Annotated in this window: 12 protein-coding genes; 6 read left to right on the top strand and 6 right to left on the bottom strand. The window is 71.1% G+C overall.

Features of this window, described 5'->3' with window-relative positions:
- Positions 1 to 54: 54 nt before the first annotated feature.
- Positions 55 to 834 carry a S1 family peptidase gene (locus ACGFIO_RS27030; protein ID WP_392829754.1) on the top strand — a complete coding sequence of 260 codons (780 nt, stop codon included), beginning with the start codon at positions 55 to 57 and terminating at the stop codon, positions 832 to 834.
- Positions 835 to 871: 37 nt separating this feature from the next.
- Here ACGFIO_RS27030 and ACGFIO_RS27025 read toward each other — a convergent pair whose 3' ends face one another.
- Genes ACGFIO_RS27025 through ACGFIO_RS27005 form a run of 5 tightly spaced genes read right to left on the bottom strand, consistent with a single transcriptional unit; the run spans position 872 to position 5,665 of the window.
- Complete coding sequence (locus ACGFIO_RS27025) at positions 872 to 1,828, bottom strand: ABC transporter substrate-binding protein (protein ID WP_392829752.1); 957 nt, start codon at positions 1,826 to 1,828, stop codon at positions 872 to 874.
- Positions 1,825 to 2,427: an ATP/GTP-binding protein gene (locus ACGFIO_RS27020; protein ID WP_392829751.1), complete on the bottom strand. Its 603-nt coding sequence runs from the start codon at positions 2,425 to 2,427 to the stop codon at positions 1,825 to 1,827. The genes ACGFIO_RS27025 and ACGFIO_RS27020 overlap by 4 nt, the downstream gene beginning before the upstream one ends.
- Positions 2,411 to 2,794 carry a DUF742 domain-containing protein gene (locus tag ACGFIO_RS27015; protein WP_392829750.1) on the bottom strand — a complete coding sequence of 128 codons (384 nt, stop codon included), beginning with the start codon at positions 2,792 to 2,794 and terminating at the stop codon, positions 2,411 to 2,413. Before ACGFIO_RS27015 ends, ACGFIO_RS27020 begins: the two co-directional genes overlap by 17 nt.
- Positions 2,791 to 3,216, bottom strand: coding sequence for a roadblock/LC7 domain-containing protein (locus ACGFIO_RS27010; RefSeq protein ID WP_392829748.1), 426 nt, complete (start codon positions 3,214 to 3,216; stop codon positions 2,791 to 2,793). The genes ACGFIO_RS27015 and ACGFIO_RS27010 overlap by 4 nt, the downstream gene beginning before the upstream one ends.
- Complete coding sequence (locus ACGFIO_RS27005) at positions 3,206 to 5,665, bottom strand: nitrate- and nitrite sensing domain-containing protein (protein WP_392829746.1); 2,460 nt, start codon at positions 5,663 to 5,665, stop codon at positions 3,206 to 3,208. The genes ACGFIO_RS27010 and ACGFIO_RS27005 overlap by 11 nt, the downstream gene beginning before the upstream one ends.
- Before the next feature lie 612 nt (positions 5,666 to 6,277).
- On the opposite strand from ACGFIO_RS27005, the gene ACGFIO_RS27000 reads away from it, so the two are divergent.
- The 5 genes from ACGFIO_RS27000 (at position 6,278) to ACGFIO_RS26980 (ending at position 11,145) form a co-directional block, all read left to right on the top strand.
- Entirely contained in the window at positions 6,278 to 7,087 is an 810-nt protein-coding gene (locus ACGFIO_RS27000; protein WP_392829744.1) for a DivIVA domain-containing protein, read from the top strand.
- A 156-nt stretch (positions 7,088 to 7,243) separates the two neighbouring features.
- Positions 7,244 to 8,578, top strand: coding sequence for an acyl-CoA synthetase (locus ACGFIO_RS26995; RefSeq protein ID WP_392829742.1), 1,335 nt, complete (start codon positions 7,244 to 7,246; stop codon positions 8,576 to 8,578).
- 4 nt (positions 8,579 to 8,582) lie between these two features.
- Complete coding sequence (locus ACGFIO_RS26990; RefSeq protein WP_392829740.1) at positions 8,583 to 10,274, top strand: acyl-CoA dehydrogenase; 1,692 nt, start codon at positions 8,583 to 8,585, stop codon at positions 10,272 to 10,274.
- Positions 10,271 to 10,438, top strand: coding sequence for a hypothetical protein (locus ACGFIO_RS26985; protein ID WP_392829738.1), 168 nt, complete (start codon positions 10,271 to 10,273; stop codon positions 10,436 to 10,438). The genes ACGFIO_RS26990 and ACGFIO_RS26985 overlap by 4 nt, the downstream gene beginning before the upstream one ends.
- Before the next feature lie 188 nt (positions 10,439 to 10,626).
- The gene (locus ACGFIO_RS26980; protein ID WP_392829737.1) at positions 10,627 to 11,145 is read left to right on the top strand and encodes a hypothetical protein; all 519 of its coding nucleotides are present in this window, start codon (positions 10,627 to 10,629) and stop codon (positions 11,143 to 11,145) included.
- A gap of 106 nt (positions 11,146 to 11,251) precedes the next feature.
- Here ACGFIO_RS26980 and ACGFIO_RS26975 read toward each other — a convergent pair whose 3' ends face one another.
- Positions 11,252 to 14,302 carry a WD40 repeat domain-containing protein gene (locus ACGFIO_RS26975; protein WP_392829735.1) on the bottom strand — a complete coding sequence of 1,017 codons (3,051 nt, stop codon included), beginning with the start codon at positions 14,300 to 14,302 and terminating at the stop codon, positions 11,252 to 11,254.
- Positions 14,303 to 14,422: the final 120 nt, after the last annotated feature.

The following is a 14,422-nucleotide window of genomic DNA, read 5'->3' as shown; positions in this document are numbered from 1 at the left end:
ACCCCTGTCTATGGTGAGGCGCAATCGCTCGATCTTCAACGGGAGGACGACATCGTGCGACGACGCACAGTAACGGCGGTGCTGAGCGGGGTGGTAGCCACCGGTGCGGCGGCCGTATTCGCCATCGCCGGGACCGGCACGGCCAACGCCATCGCCAACGGCGAGCTGGTGAAGGAGGGACAGTACCGGTTCTCGGTGCAGCTGGTCATGACCGGCATCCCGAAGCCGGACGGCACCAAGCGCAACAGCGGCTGCTCCGGCGCCCTGATCTCCCGGCAGTGGATCATCACCGCCGGGCACTGCTTCCGGGACGCGAACGGCGTCCGGGTGGAGCGCCCGGTGGCCGACTCGACAGTGGCCACCATCGGCAAGGCCGACGTCAACGGCGACGGCAAGGGCTACAAACTGGACGTCGTCGCGGTCCGGCAGTCGCCGACGGCGGACGTCTCGGTGGCGAAGCTGGCCTCCCCGGTCCGCGGGATCAAGCCGCTCGCCATCTCCGACAACCCGCCGGAGGTCGGTGACTTGCTCCGGCTCACCGGTTACGGCTCGACCCAGAGCGCCAGCCCGGTGCAGGAGACCAAGCTGCGTACCGGTCAGCTCGCCGTCCTCACCGTCGAGGACACCATCATCGGCGTGCACGGTGTCGCGCCGGCCGACAACACCACGCCCTGCCCGTTCGACTCGGGCGGCCCGTTCTTCATCGAGCAGCGCTGGCGCGCGCCCAAGCTGGTCTCCGTGGTCAGCAATGGGCCGTCCTGCCCGCACACCGAGAAGGAGTCCACCGCCCGGGTGGACAACATCAAGGACTGGGTCGAGGAAGCGATCTCCTAGCGGAGCGGGCCAGGGCGTAGGCCCTGGCCCACCGCTGCTACTTGGCCGGCAGCCACTTCTGCCAGGTCTCGCGGTTGTCGTCGAGCCACTTCTTGGCCGCCGCGTCACGTGACATCTTGCCGGCGGTGATGTTCCGGGCGACCTGGTTCTGGTCGTCGTCGGTCCACTGGAAGTTCTTCACCAGGTCGGCGGCCGGCGAGCCACTGTCCACGAACGCCTTGCGGGCGATCTTGTCCAGGTCGTACGGCTGGTAGTCGCACTTGACCGTCTTCGGGTCGGTGTCGCAGCCGGGCTTGTAGACCGGCAGGTTGATCTTCACCAGCTTGAGCTCGGCCAGCAGCCACTGCGGCGAGTAGAAGTAGCCGATCATCGGCTCCTTGTTCTTCTCGGCCTTGCGAAACGCCGCGATCAGCGCGTCCTCGCTGCCCGAGTAGACCACCTGATAGTTGAGCTTGAGGTTCTTGACCAGCGCCTCGTCGTTGGTGACGAAGGACGGGTCGCCGGCCAGGAACTCGCCCTTGTCGCCGGTCTTGGTCGTCTTGAACTGCTCGGCGTACTTGTTGAGGTTCTTGTAGTCGACGATGTCCGGGTGTTCCTTGACCAGCCACGGCGGCACGTACCAGCCGAGCACGCCCTTGTTGCCGGTCAGGCCCTGCTCGACGGCCACCTTGCGGTCGTCGATGTACTTCTTCTTCAGGTCGTCGTGGCCCCAGTTTTCCAGAATCACGTCGATCTGCCCGCTGGCCAGGCCCTCCCACGAGTCGGCCTCGGCCAGGTCCTTCTCGACGACCTTGCAGCCCAGCTCGGTCTTCATCAGATAGTCGACCACGGCGGCGTTCGCCTCGTACCCCACCCAGGGGTTGATCGCGACGTTGACCGTGCCGCAGCCGCTGCGGGTGACGCCCGGCGGGGGAGTGATCGCGCTGGTCGTGCTGCCGCAGGCCGCGACCGCGAGTACGGATATCAGCGCGGCCGCCTTCGTCAGGGCCTTCACGCGGTCACCGCCTGCTGCCGCTGGAGCCGCTTGGCCAGGACCTCTTCGGTCAGCGCGACCAGCACGCTCTTGACCGACTCGCGGTAGCGGGCGTCGCACTCGACGATCGGCACGCTCTCGTCGACGCCCAGCGCGTCCCGCACCTCCTCGATGTGGAACCGCTCGGCGTGGTCGAAGTTGTTGATGCCGATCAGGAACGGGATCTCATGCTCCTCGAAATAGTCGATGGCCGCGAAGCAGTCCTCGATCCGGCGGGTGTCCAGCAGCACGATCGCGCCCAGGGCCCCGTCCACCAGGTCGTCCCAGAGGAAGGCGAACCGGTCCTGGCCGGGCGTACCGAACAGGTAGAGCAGCAGCGCGTCGTCGAGCGTGATGCGGCCGAAGTCGAGGGCCACGGTGGTGGTGTTCTTGCCCTTGACCTGCGAGGTGTCGTCCACGCCGATCGAACGCTCGGTCATTTCGGCCTCGGTGACCAGCGGCTCGATCTCGCTGATGGCGCCGACGAAGGTGGTCTTGCCGACGCCGAAGCCGCCGCTGATGACGATCTTGACGGACACCGGGGGCGGCGCCGTCGTGGGCTCACTAGAGCGCCCGAACACGATCCCTGATCCTTTCGATCACGCTGATGGGAAGCTCACCGAGCTGGTCCTCGACGCGCAGGTAACCCTCGGTGATGAGGTCCGCGACGATCACCCGGACTACCCCGAGGGGTACGCGCAGTGCGACGGCGAGGTCGGCGATCGACATCGGCGCCTGGCAGAGCTCGACGATCCGCTTCGACTCGAAGCGCAGTGGCGCCGACAGCGCCGAGGGCGCCGCGTGCAGCAGGGTCTCGATCCGCAGGCCGTCCTGCAGCGGGCGGGTCCGCCCGCCGGTCAGCATGAACGGGCGGACGAACTGGTCCTCGCCGTCGGCGTCGGGGCGCTCGTGCCGGCCCGCGGAGGGCCGGTCCCAGGGGCCCGTCATCGCGGCAGGTACTGCCGGGACTCCGAGATCAGAGCCGGGGTGAGCAGGTCACCGAAGCGCTCGGCGAGCCGGGAGATCTCGTACCCGACCAGGCCGATGTCGCTCTCGCCGCCGGCCACCACCCCGAGGCAGCTGCCCCCGGAGATGACCGACACCAGCAGGAAGCCCCGGCGCATCTCGATCATGATCAGCTTCAGGCCGTCGAAGTCGTACCGTCGCGAGGCACTGCGGGAGACGCTGGCCAGGCTGGAGACGATCGCGGCGAGGTGGTCGGCCTCGGCCCGGGCCAGTCCGTCCGAGGCGGCGATCAGCAGTCCGTCGGACGACACGGCCACGGCGTCGCGGACGCCGTCGGTCTGGTGCACGAAGTTGCCCAGCAACCAGTTGAACTGGTGCCGGTCCGCAGTCGTGTCAACGCTCATCGGAACCTTCTTCAGGGGGAGTGGGGCCGGCGCCGCGTTCCACGCCACTGCGGAACGCGGTCAACCGGGACCGGATGTCGGCGGGCGAGTCGACAACCGGGGTCGGACGTTCGGCGGTGCGCGTGGCCGACGCCGGCGCCGGGGCGGTGGGTGAGGTGGTGCTCCCGGACTTCTTGGCACGTGGGGTGCGCTTCTTGAGTCCGTTGGGCGTGCGCTCGGCCGACTCCGGCGCGGGCGTGAAGGTGTACAGGTCGAGGCCGAGCGACGACGAGGCCTTGGCCGACTCGTACGGCGAGGCCGCCCGCTGCGCCGGCACCGTGGGGGTGCCGGTGGCGGTGACGTACTCGACGCCGGTCGGCCGCAGCCGTCCGTCGGGTGTGGTCGCGGTGGTCGGCTCGGGTGCGGCCGGCAGGGTCAGGACCTGGGTGTCGGCCAGGTCCGGTCGCTGCTGCTGGGTGACCGGCGGTGGCGCCGGGGCGGGCGGGGCCGGCGCCGGTGCGGGCGTCGTCACCTCGGCCTGCAGCGGCGCCGGGGTCTGGGTGACCGCGGGCGCGCCCTCGGCCAGCAGGTGCGCCGGCAGGGTGATGCGGGCCGTCACACCGGTCACCGGCGACGGGTAGAGCTGCACGTCGATGCCCATGTCGATGCCCAGCCGGCCGACCACGTAGTGGCCCAGGAACCGGGCCGGGGCACTGATGAAGTCGCCCTCGCCGTGCAGGCGCTGGTTGGCCAGCTCCATGTCGGCCGGGCTCATGCCGATGCCCTGGTCGGTGACCGCGATCAGGTAGCTGTCGCCGATCCGCCGGCCCTGGATCTCCACGTCGGCGTCCGGCGGTGAGAAGGTCAGGCCGTTCTCGACCAGCTCGGCCAGCATGTGCGCGACACCGCTGACCACCGCGCCGGCGATCATCGTGTCGTCGACCCGGCGCAGCGTGACCCGGCGGTACTCCTCGACCTCGGAGACCGCGGCCCGGATGACGTCGGCGATCGGCAGCGGCTCCGACCACTGGCGCAGGCTGGCCGCGCCGACCAGGACCAGCAGGCTCTCGGCGTTCCGGCGCATGCGGGTGGCCAGGTGGTCGAGCTCGAACAGGTTGGCCAGGCCGGCCGGGTCGGACTCCTCCCGCTCGAGGCGGGTGATGAAGCCGAGCTGGCGGCGGAGCAGGTTCTGGTTGCGGCGGCCCAGGTTGGCCAGCGACTCGGTGGTCGAGTGCCGCAGCGAGGCCTGTTCGGTGGCCAGCGCGAACGCGGTCGCCTGGACCCGGTCGAGCGCCGAGGCGACCGACCGGACCTCGTCGGAGGATCCGTCCGGTACGACCAGTTCGGGTGGTGACGCCCCCGGATCACCGGCGGTGGCGCGCTGCACCGAGGCCGGCAGCGTCTCGCCGGCCAGCCGGTTGGCCTCGTCGGCCAGGGTGGCGAGCGGCTTGGCGATCGAGCGGGACGCGACCACGGCCAGGTAGACCGAGCCGGCGAACAGGGCCAGCGCGACCGCGCCCAGCACCAGCATCCGCTGGGTGGCCCGGTCCTGCAGTTCGGCCGCCCGGGCCCGGATGACCGAGCCGACGTGCTGTTCGAGGCGGAGCATGTCGTCGAGCACGGTGGTCAGGGCCGACCACCATGCCTGCGGGTTGACCAGCAGGTAGGACTTGGCCCCGGAGGCCAGGGCGATCTGCTCGAAGCTGGCCGCGGTCTGCGCCGCGCCGGTGCCGAACACGTACTGCCGGGCGGCGAGCTGCGTCGCGGTGGCGTACCGGTCGAAACTGGCCAGCGCCGCGTCCTTGTTCGCGCGCATGGTGACGAACTGCAGGAACTCGCCCTTGCCGAAGCCGGTGGCGGAGAAGACGCCGTTGAGGAAGGCCCGCTCCTGGGCGGTGGCCTCCTTGGCGTCGCTCAACGCGGTCAGGGCGGCGACGCCACGGCGCAGCTCGGTGTCGGTCGACGCGTCCAGGCCGAAGTCGACGTTGGTCAGGTCGGCGATGCGGTCGGTGTAGAACACGAAGGTGGGGTTGCGGCCGGCGGCGCCGGTGTCGGTGCCGGCGCGTACGCCGGCCAGGCCGTCCAGCTTGCGCACCGCGCTGCTGACGCGTTCCTCGACGTCGTCGCCGTCGCTGAGCAGCTTCTCGACCGCGGCCCGGCGGTCGTCCACCCGCTGCCGGGCCGGCGCCAGCTCGGCCTTGAAGCTGACGTTGCCGCCGAGCAGACCGGCGGTCAGGCCACGCTCGGTCTGCAGTTCCTGCACCAGGTCCTGCACCGAGAGGACCAGCGTGACGGCCTTGGCCGTGGAGTCGGCGCTGCGGTAGCCGTCGACCTCGATCACCGTGATGACGCCGAGCAGACCCAGCACCGCCGCCACCGGTAGCGCCAGGGTGCGGACGATCCGGCGGCGAATCGTCCCGCCGGAACGAGCGGTGGGCGAGCTGGTGGCCGGACGTCCTCGTGCGGACACGAGATCCTCTTCTCTGTGGGGTGACGGACGACGGTGCGGCGGCTTCCCGCGGCATCGCACGGTAGCGACGCGGTTACCGAGTCTGATCGGACGCGGTGTCCGTCAGCGACGGGTCACTGTCCGCACATGGCGGGAGACACTCTGCACCATCAATGCAGACATGTCCACAGTGGATCAAGCGCATCGGACAACGAGTCCGCCGGGTCGGCGGGGTGTTCCGGTTCGGTGTGGTTCAGGGGGCGTACGCGGTCGCGCCGTCCGGTCAGCGGGAATGAATGCGCTCCCCGTGGCGCATTGGCAAGGATCATGCCTTAGTGCGTGCGGGTCAACGCTCTCCGTTGATCTTTTACTTATGTGTAATCCGTTAACAACTGTCGGTGTATGCGCAGAAGGCCTGCTGGACGACCCACGTGGGCGAGTCGGACGGAACCGGCAGGGCGATTTCCCCCCTCTCGGAGAAATGCCCTGGTCGTTCGGCCCCTCGCGAGCGGCTTGCCGCACTTGATATCTTTCCGCGGTCGCGGCCGATGGGGCCGGCCCGGACCGGTTCGGGACGGAGGTCTCGATGACACCTTTCGACGGCTCATGAGCCGCCACGCACGGAGGTCTCCGATGAGCGACAACCGGATGAAGGATCGAGTCAAAGTCATGCTCGGAACACCAGCCGAGACCGAGACGTCGGAGCACGCCATGGTCGCGCCCAACCCTCGCTTCCCGGACCAGGCCCTGCAGGTGCTCACCATGGCCCAGCGGACCGCCGAGGAGCACGTCGCCACTGCCCACCACCAGGCCGACAAGATCCGCACGGACGCCCAGGCGGCGGCCGAGCAGATCGCCCGCGACGCCCAGGTGCACGCCCACAACGTGCGCCGCGAGGCCGACAAGGTGCTGTTCGAGGCCCGCCAGGCCTCCGAGCAGATGGCTCGCGACGCCCGCTCCCGCACCGAGGAAGCACAGCAGAACGTCGAGAAGATCCTCACCCAGGCCCGCGAGCAGGCGGCGGCCATCGGGTCCGAGGCCCACGCCGCGGCCGAGGAACTCAAGGCGGCCGCCCAGCTGCGCTTCGACGACGTGGTGGGCAGCCTCGGCACCCGCCGCGAGTCGCTGCAGCAGCAGATCGAGGCGCTCGAGGCGTTCGACCGTGAGTACCGCTCCCGGCTGACCCACTTCATGCAGGGCCAGCTCCGCTCCCTCTGGGTGGACCAGCCGCAGGTCAACGGCGAGCTCGAGGCGCTGACCCCGCCGCCACCGGCGCACGCCGCGGTCGAGGAGCCGCAGCCGGTGCACGCGGCCGTCGAGGAGCAGCCGGCCGCGCCGAACGGCTTCGTGCCGGCCCAGCGCCCGGCGCAGGAGCACGCCCACGAGCACGCCGAGGAACTGGTCGAGGACGAGGACGAAGAGGCCGAGACCGGCGAACGCTGAGGTATTTCTCGCATTATTCGGTGAATCGGGCATCCGCGGCGCGGATGCCCGATTTGCTGCTCGGGCTAGGTTCGACGGTATGGCGAAAGTGCTGATCATCGGAGGACGGACCATCGCCTTCAACAACGGGCCCACGCCGATCACCGAAGCCCTCTGATGCTGCTGAGTTCGCTGTACGGGCCCGACCGGGCGGCCGCGGTCGTCGCGCCGGACGCGACCCTCTCCCGGCATGAGCTGCTGGAGCGGGCCTCGGGCGTGGCCGCCGCCATCGCCGGGCGGGACGTCGTGGCCGTGGACGCGACACCCACCGCCGCTACGATCGTCGCGATCACCGGGGCTCTGCTGGCCGGCGTACCCGTCGTACCCATCCCGCCCGACGCCGGCCACGTCGAACGCGCGCACCTGCTCACCGACAGCGGGGCCACCCTCGTCCCGGACGCACCACCCCGGGGTGACCTGCCGCCCGAGCCCGACCCGAACCGGCCCGCCCTCGTGCTCTACACCAGTGGGACCACCGGGCCGCCGAAAGGCGTGGTCGTCTCCCGCGCGGCCATCGCCGCCGACCTGGACGGGCTGGCCGCGGCCTGGCAATGGACCGAGGACGACACGCTGGTCCACGGGCTGCCGCTCTACCACGTGCACGGTTTGGTCCTCGGCGTGCTCGGCGCCCTGCGCACCGGATCGCGGCTGGTCCACACCGGAAAACCGACGCCGCGGGGGTACGCCGAGGCGGGCGGCACCCTCTACTTCGGCGTGCCGACGGTGTGGTCGCGGATCGTCGCCGCGCCCGCCGAGGCCCGGGCGCTCCGCCACGCCCGCCTGCTCGTCTCCGGGAGCGCCGCGCTGCCCGTACCCGTGTACGAGGGTTTGGAAGAGCTGACCGGGCAGGCGCCGGTGGAACGCTACGGGATGACCGAAACGCTGATCACGATCAGTGCGCGGGCCGACGGGGAACGCCGGGCGGGGCACGTCGGCACGCCCATCGCCGGTGTCGAGTCGCGGCTGGTCGACGAGCACGGCGCGCCGGCGCCGGCCGACGGCAACACGATCGGGCACCTGCAGATCCGCGGGGCGACGCTGCTCGACGGCTACCTGCGCGACGGCGCCGTGGTGCCGCCCGACCTGACCGGCGGCTGGTACCCGACCGGCGACGTGGCCACCATCGGCCCGGACGGCTGGCACCGGATCGTCGGGCGAGCCTCCACCGACCTGATCAAGACCGGCGGCTACCGGGTCGGCGCCGGCGAGGTCGAGGACGCGCTGCTGGCCCACCCGGCGGTGCGCGAGGCGGCGGTGATCGGTACGCCGCACGACGACCTGGGCGAGCAGATCACCGCGTTCGTGGTCGCCGAATCCCCGGTCGAGGCCCGCACCCTGATCGATTTCGTGGCCGGGCGGCTCGCCGCGCACAAGCGGCCGCGGGTGGTCCGGCTGGTCGGCGAGCTACCCCGCAACCCCATGGGCAAGGTTCAGAAGAGTCGCCTACGGTGAGAACGTGCCGAGCATCCTGAACCGCCGCGACCTCGAGTTCCTGCTGTACGAATGGCTCGGCGTCGAGTCGCTGACCGCCGACCCGCGGTTCGCCGAGCACAGCCGGGAAACCTTCGACGCCCTGCTCGACCTGTCCGAGCAGATCGCGACCCGCGAGTTCGCCCCGCACAACCGGCGTAACGACCTCGAGGAACCGACGTTCGACGGCACCACGGTCACGGTCATCCCCGAGGTGGCCAAGGCGATGCGCTCGTTCGCCGACGCCGGCCTGCTGGCGGCCACGTTCCCCGCCTCGGTCGGCGGCATGGATCTGCCGCAGGTGGTGGGGCGGGCGTGTTTCGCGTGGTTCCAGGCGGCCAACATCGCCACCTCGGCCTACTCGATGCTGACCATGGGCAACGCCGCGCTGCTACTCGAGTACGGCTCGCCGGCGCAGATCGACACCTTCGTACGCCCGATGCTGGAGGGCCGCTACACCGGCACCATGTGCCTGTCCGAGCCGCAGGCCGGGTCGTCGCTCGGCGAGGTCACCACCCGCGCGGCCCGGCGGGACGACGGCACCTACGCGGTCACCGGGTCGAAGATGTGGATCTCGGGCGGCGACCATGAGCTCACCGAGTCGATCGTGCACCTGGTCCTGGCCCGGGTGGCCGGGGCACCGGCCGGCGTCAAGGGCCTGTCGCTGTTCGTCGTGCCCAAGCACCTCCCCTCGGGCGAGCGCAACAACGTCACGCCGGCCGGACTCAACCACAAGATGGGCTTCCGGGGTACGACCAACGCGGTGCTCGCCTTCGACGACGCGACCGGCCACCTCGTCGGGGAGGAGGGTCAGGGCCTGGCGCAGATGTTCCACATGATGAACGAGGCGCGCCTCGGCGTCGGGGCGGGCGCCGTGGCCCTCGGTTACACGGGCTATCTGCACGCTCTGGCGTACGCGCGGGAACGGCACCAAGGCCGGCCACCCGCCGGGAAGGACCCCTCCGCACCGCCCGTGCCCATCGTGCGCCACCCCGACGTGCGGCGGATGCTGCTGGCGTCGAAGAGCTACGTCGAGGGCGGCCTGGCGCTGATCCTCTACACCGCCAAGCTGGTCGACACCGGCCGCACCGACCTGCTCGACGTCCTCACACCGATCGCCAAGGCGTGGCCGTCGCAGTGGTGCCTGCGCGCCAACGACCTCGCCATCCAGGTGCACGGCGGCTACGGCTACAGCCGCGAGTACCCGGTCGAGCAGTTCTACCGCGACAACCGTCTCAACCCCATCCACGAGGGTACGGACGGAATCCAGGCCCTCGATCTCCTCGGCCGCAAGGTCCTGCGCGGCAACGGCTTCGCGTCCCTGCTCGCGGCGATCTCCGACACCTGTTCCTCCGCCGCCCCGCCCTACGGCGCACGCCTGCGGGCCGCCGCTGATCGCCTCGCCGCGGTCACGTCGTCGCTCTGGAAATCCGGCGATCCCGGCCACGCCCTGACCAACGCGTCGACCTACCTGGACGCGGCCGGCCACATCGTCATCGCCTGGATGTGGCTGTCCCAGCTCAACGCCGTCGCCGACCAGACCGGCGCGTTCTACGAGGGCAAGCGGCTCGCCGCACGCTACTTCTTCGACCACGAGCTGCCGCGCGTCGGCCCATGGCTCGACCTGCTCGAGTCCGGCGACACGCTGCTGCTCGACCTCGACGACACGGCCCTGTGAGCCGCTGGCTGCTGGGCGCCGCCGGTTTCCTGACCTTCCTGCACGCCTCCGGCGTGCGGCTGGGCCGGCCCGTCTTCCGGTACGCCGAGGTGCTCGCGCTCGTGGCCCTGCTCGTGGCGAGGCACCGCTCACGCCCCACCTGGCCGGCGCCGGCGACCATGTGATCGCCGACCACCTGCCCGGCCTCCAACGCCCCGACCTCATCGGCCCCGTCCTGCTCAGCTTCCTCAGGCCCTGAGGGGCGGCTGTGGGTTCCTATGAAGGTGCTGTCAAAGGCGCACCCCGGCCCCGAAGATGCCGACCTGACTCCCGTACGGGCCGACGACCGGCCCGCCGAGGGAGAGGAACCACCATGACGTCGATCAGCGCGATCAACACCAGCACCTTCCGCATGCCCCCGCCGCCGCGGAACAACGGCGGACAGGACCCGATGGCCGCGGTGGCCGAGAAGCTCAACCTGAGTGGCGACGACCTGAAGTCCCAGCTACGCGACGGCAAGAGCCTGGACGACATCGCCACCGCGCAGGGTGTCTCGCACGACGACCTGATCGCCGCGATCAAGGCGGGCCTGCCCGCCGACAAGGCCGGAGCGGCCGAGGAGATCGCCTCGGCCAAGGGCATGCCCCCGCCCCCGCCCGGCGGCGGACACGGCCCCGGCGGGGGACAGGGCCCGCGCGGCGCCAACACCGGCATCACCGACGAGACCAAGCTGAACCAGATCAGCGACCTGCTCGACATGGACTCGGACGAGGTCACCAGCCAGGCCAGCAGCGCCACCGACCTGGTCAAACTCCTCCAGAGCAAGGGCGTCGACCTGTCCGCGCTGCGCAACGTCCTGAACAACGGCGACCTGCTCGACGTGGCCGCCTGACAAAAACCTCCGACGGGTACGCCCACAGCACAGTCCCGAGCGCCCGGGCCCGGCCGCCGTCGCCGGTCACGCCCGGTGCGCCCACCGCCGGGTTGTCCCGGGTGGTTCAGCCGCGGCGCTCGCGGGTCTCCAGGTCCCAGATGTGCACGCCGTTGCCCAGGTCACCGGAGGCCACCACGGTTCGGCCGGCCACCTCGACGGCGGCCACGCAGGTGACATCGGCGGCGTGGCCGGTGTAGGTGGCCGTCTGCTCCCCGGTGCGCGGATCCATCACGATGACACCGCCGTCGGTGGCGATCAGGGCGGCGGAGGGCCCGGCGACCGTGGCCGCCTGGTTGAAGTGCCAGTGGTTGTCCATCCGGGCCAGCACGGTTCGCGTGGTGGCGTCGTAGACATACACATTGGACGCGTCCTCGGGGTGGTAGCCCTCGTCCTCGTCCTCCAGGCCGTCGATGCCCTGGACGACGACCAGCCGGCCGTCGGTGACACCGAACGTGACGAAGCCGTCGGACTCCTCGGGCACCGGAACCGGCTCGTACACCGGCTCGCCGGAGCGCACGTCCCAGACCGTGACGATGCCCTCCGGCCACTCGTTGGGGCCGACGGTCACCGCCAGCAGCCGGCCGCCGGCGGTGCCCAGGTCGGCGTCGCGGATACCGTTGGCGTGCACTGTGGCGTACGGCTCGCCGGTGCCCGCGTCCCAGATGTCAAACGTGCCGTCCTCGGCCGCCGCGCCGACCACCGTACGCCCGTCGACCTCGGCCGATGCGATCGCGCGTACGCCGCTCGCCAGCCGGCCCAGCGGCTCGGCCCGCGGCCCGTCCGGGTGCGGCCGCCAGCGCAGCACCACGCCACCGCGGTCACCGGTGATCAGGCCGTCACCGGCGAAGGCGACCGCGACGACCTCGGCCTCGTGCCCCGCCAGCGGGGCGCCGATCGGCCGGCCGGTCGCCGCGTCCCAGAGGCGCACGGTCCGGTCCGCGGACGCCGACGCGAACGCGGGCACGCCACCCCAGTGGCCACCGGCCAGGTCGTCGACGCTGCCGGTGTGCCCGGCGTCGACCGGTTCGGCCGACAGCATCCACATGCGCGGTGCACCCACCCGCGCGGTGGAGACCACGACCGGCTCACCCTGCCATTCGGCCAGGTGCACCGAGGTAATTTCGTACCCGTGGCCGTTGAAGGGTTCGCCGACGGCCGAGCCGGTCGTCGCGTCCCACACCCGGACCGTGTTGTCGTCGCCGCCCGAGGCCAGCACGCCGTCCCGGAGCGCGAGCACGCGAACCGCCTCGTTGTGGCCGGTCAGCGGGGGCAGGGCATCCTGGCCGGTGAGCGGGTCGACCACCCGGACCGTGCCGTCGCCGCACCCGGCGTAGACCACCGTGCGGTCGTTCAGGCGGCCGGCCACGAGCGCTTCGCCTCGGCTGTCGAGCGGGTACGGCGAGCCGAGCGGAGCACCGGTGGCGGCGTCCCAGGCCCGTACTCCGTTCGCGCCTGGGTGTACGAAACTGTTTCGTTCAGTTTCGGTCGGCGTCTCGTTCGCGCCTGGGTGTACGAAACTGTTTCGTTCAGTCTCGGCCCGAGCCTCGGTCGTGCCTGACTGTACGAAACTGTTGTGTTCAGTCCCGTTCGCGCCCGCCTGTACGAAACTGTTTCGTACAGGCGGGAGCCCCGCGACGGCGACCACGGCGGCCCGGCCGGCGATCTCGGTCAGGACGACGCCGGCCTCCGGTTCGAACGAGCCGGGAATCTCGCCGACGGCCGCCGCGGCGTCCAGGTCCCAGATGGTCACGGCCTCCCGTTGGACGACCACGATCACCGGACGCTGACCGAGCTCGCCGACCGCGAACCCCTGGTCGAACTGCGTGAACCGGTCGAGCCGGGCGACCGGGAGCCCGGCCGCCAGGTCCCAGACCCGGCTGGGCGAGCCGGCCAGCACGGCGACGCCCCGGCCGGCGATCACGCCGCCGGTGACGTACTTGTCGCGGATCGGCCCGCCGTAGAACGGGCTGTCGAACTCGCCCGCGGTGGCCACGTCGAACAGCCGGAGAACGCCGTGCTCGTCACCGAGGACAACGGTGGGGCGCCCATCGACCGTACCCAGCGTGATGTCCCGGGTCGGTCGGGCGGCCAGTTCGGTACGCCGCCGGCCGTCCGCCGTCGCGGTCCACAGCTCGACCCGTCCGTCCTCCCGGTAGTCGCCGGCGACCACGGCGAAGAAGCCGTCGCCGATCGACCCGAGCGACACGTGCTCGACGCTCTGGTCGTATCCCTCGAAGAAGCCGGCCAGCACCTCCCGCCCGGCCACCGGGTCCCAGAACGTGAGCGGGCGGCCCGTTGCCGCCTTGCGGCCCAGGAGCAGCAGCGGGCGGCCGTCGACGAGCGCCAGGCTGAACCACTCGACGTCGTCGGCGGGCGGCGGGGTCAGCACCTCGGTGGCCGTCTCGGCGTCCCACAGCACGATCGGGTCGGAACTCCAGTTGTGCCCGCGGGTGGCGACGATGAGCCGGCCTTCGTACGTGACAGCGGTGATCCGGTCGGGTTGCCGCCCATCGGGTGTCCGGAACGGCGCGCCGACCGGTTCGCGGGTCAGCGCGTCGTGGAAGATGACCGTCCCGTCGCTGCCCTGGCCGGTGATGAGCATCCGGTCGCGGTGCTCGGCCAGGAAGCCGCGAAAGTAGTAGTCCCCGCCGAGCTCGCTGTGCCGGACGATCGTCTCGCCGGTGACCAGGTCGAGCACGGTCAGGCCGTCGCCGTACAGGTACAGCACGTCCCGCCGGTCGACCGTCCCGAAGGCGAAGGTGCCGGTGTCCGGGCCGGTGATCGTACGGATCGGCACACCGGTCGCCGCGTCCCGGACGGTGACGACGTCACCGGGGCCGCCGGTGGCCAGCAGTCGGCCGGCGCCCAGCCGCATCGTCCGTGGTGAGCTGTAGTGCAGGCCCGAGTGGTCCGGCCGGTGTTCGCCGGTGGCCAGGTCGAGCGCCCCGACGATCTCGGCGTTGCCGGCGCCCAGGCGGGTCACCACCAGCGCCGGCCGGCCGTCGACGTCGACCAGGGCGGCGTCCTCGAACTCGGGGAGCTTGCCGGACCCGACACGCAACACCCGGTGCGGCGCTACCGCCGGATCCTCGACCCATCCGAAACCCTCTTCCATGATCAGAAAAGGTACAGCCGCCGCGCACGCCCTTCGATGTCAGCCTTTGGGTCAGCCGCCGGCCTGTGGGCGTGGGGTCGTGCTCTGTGATGTCAGCCGGCCTGTGGGCGTGGGGTCGTG

The organism is Actinoplanes sp. NPDC049265, from assembly GCF_043197135.1.
Taxonomy (GTDB): domain Bacteria; phylum Actinomycetota; class Actinomycetes; order Mycobacteriales; family Micromonosporaceae; genus Actinoplanes.
Note: the sequence above shows the minus strand (reverse complement) of the source record. Positions and strands in the feature narration are given on the sequence as shown.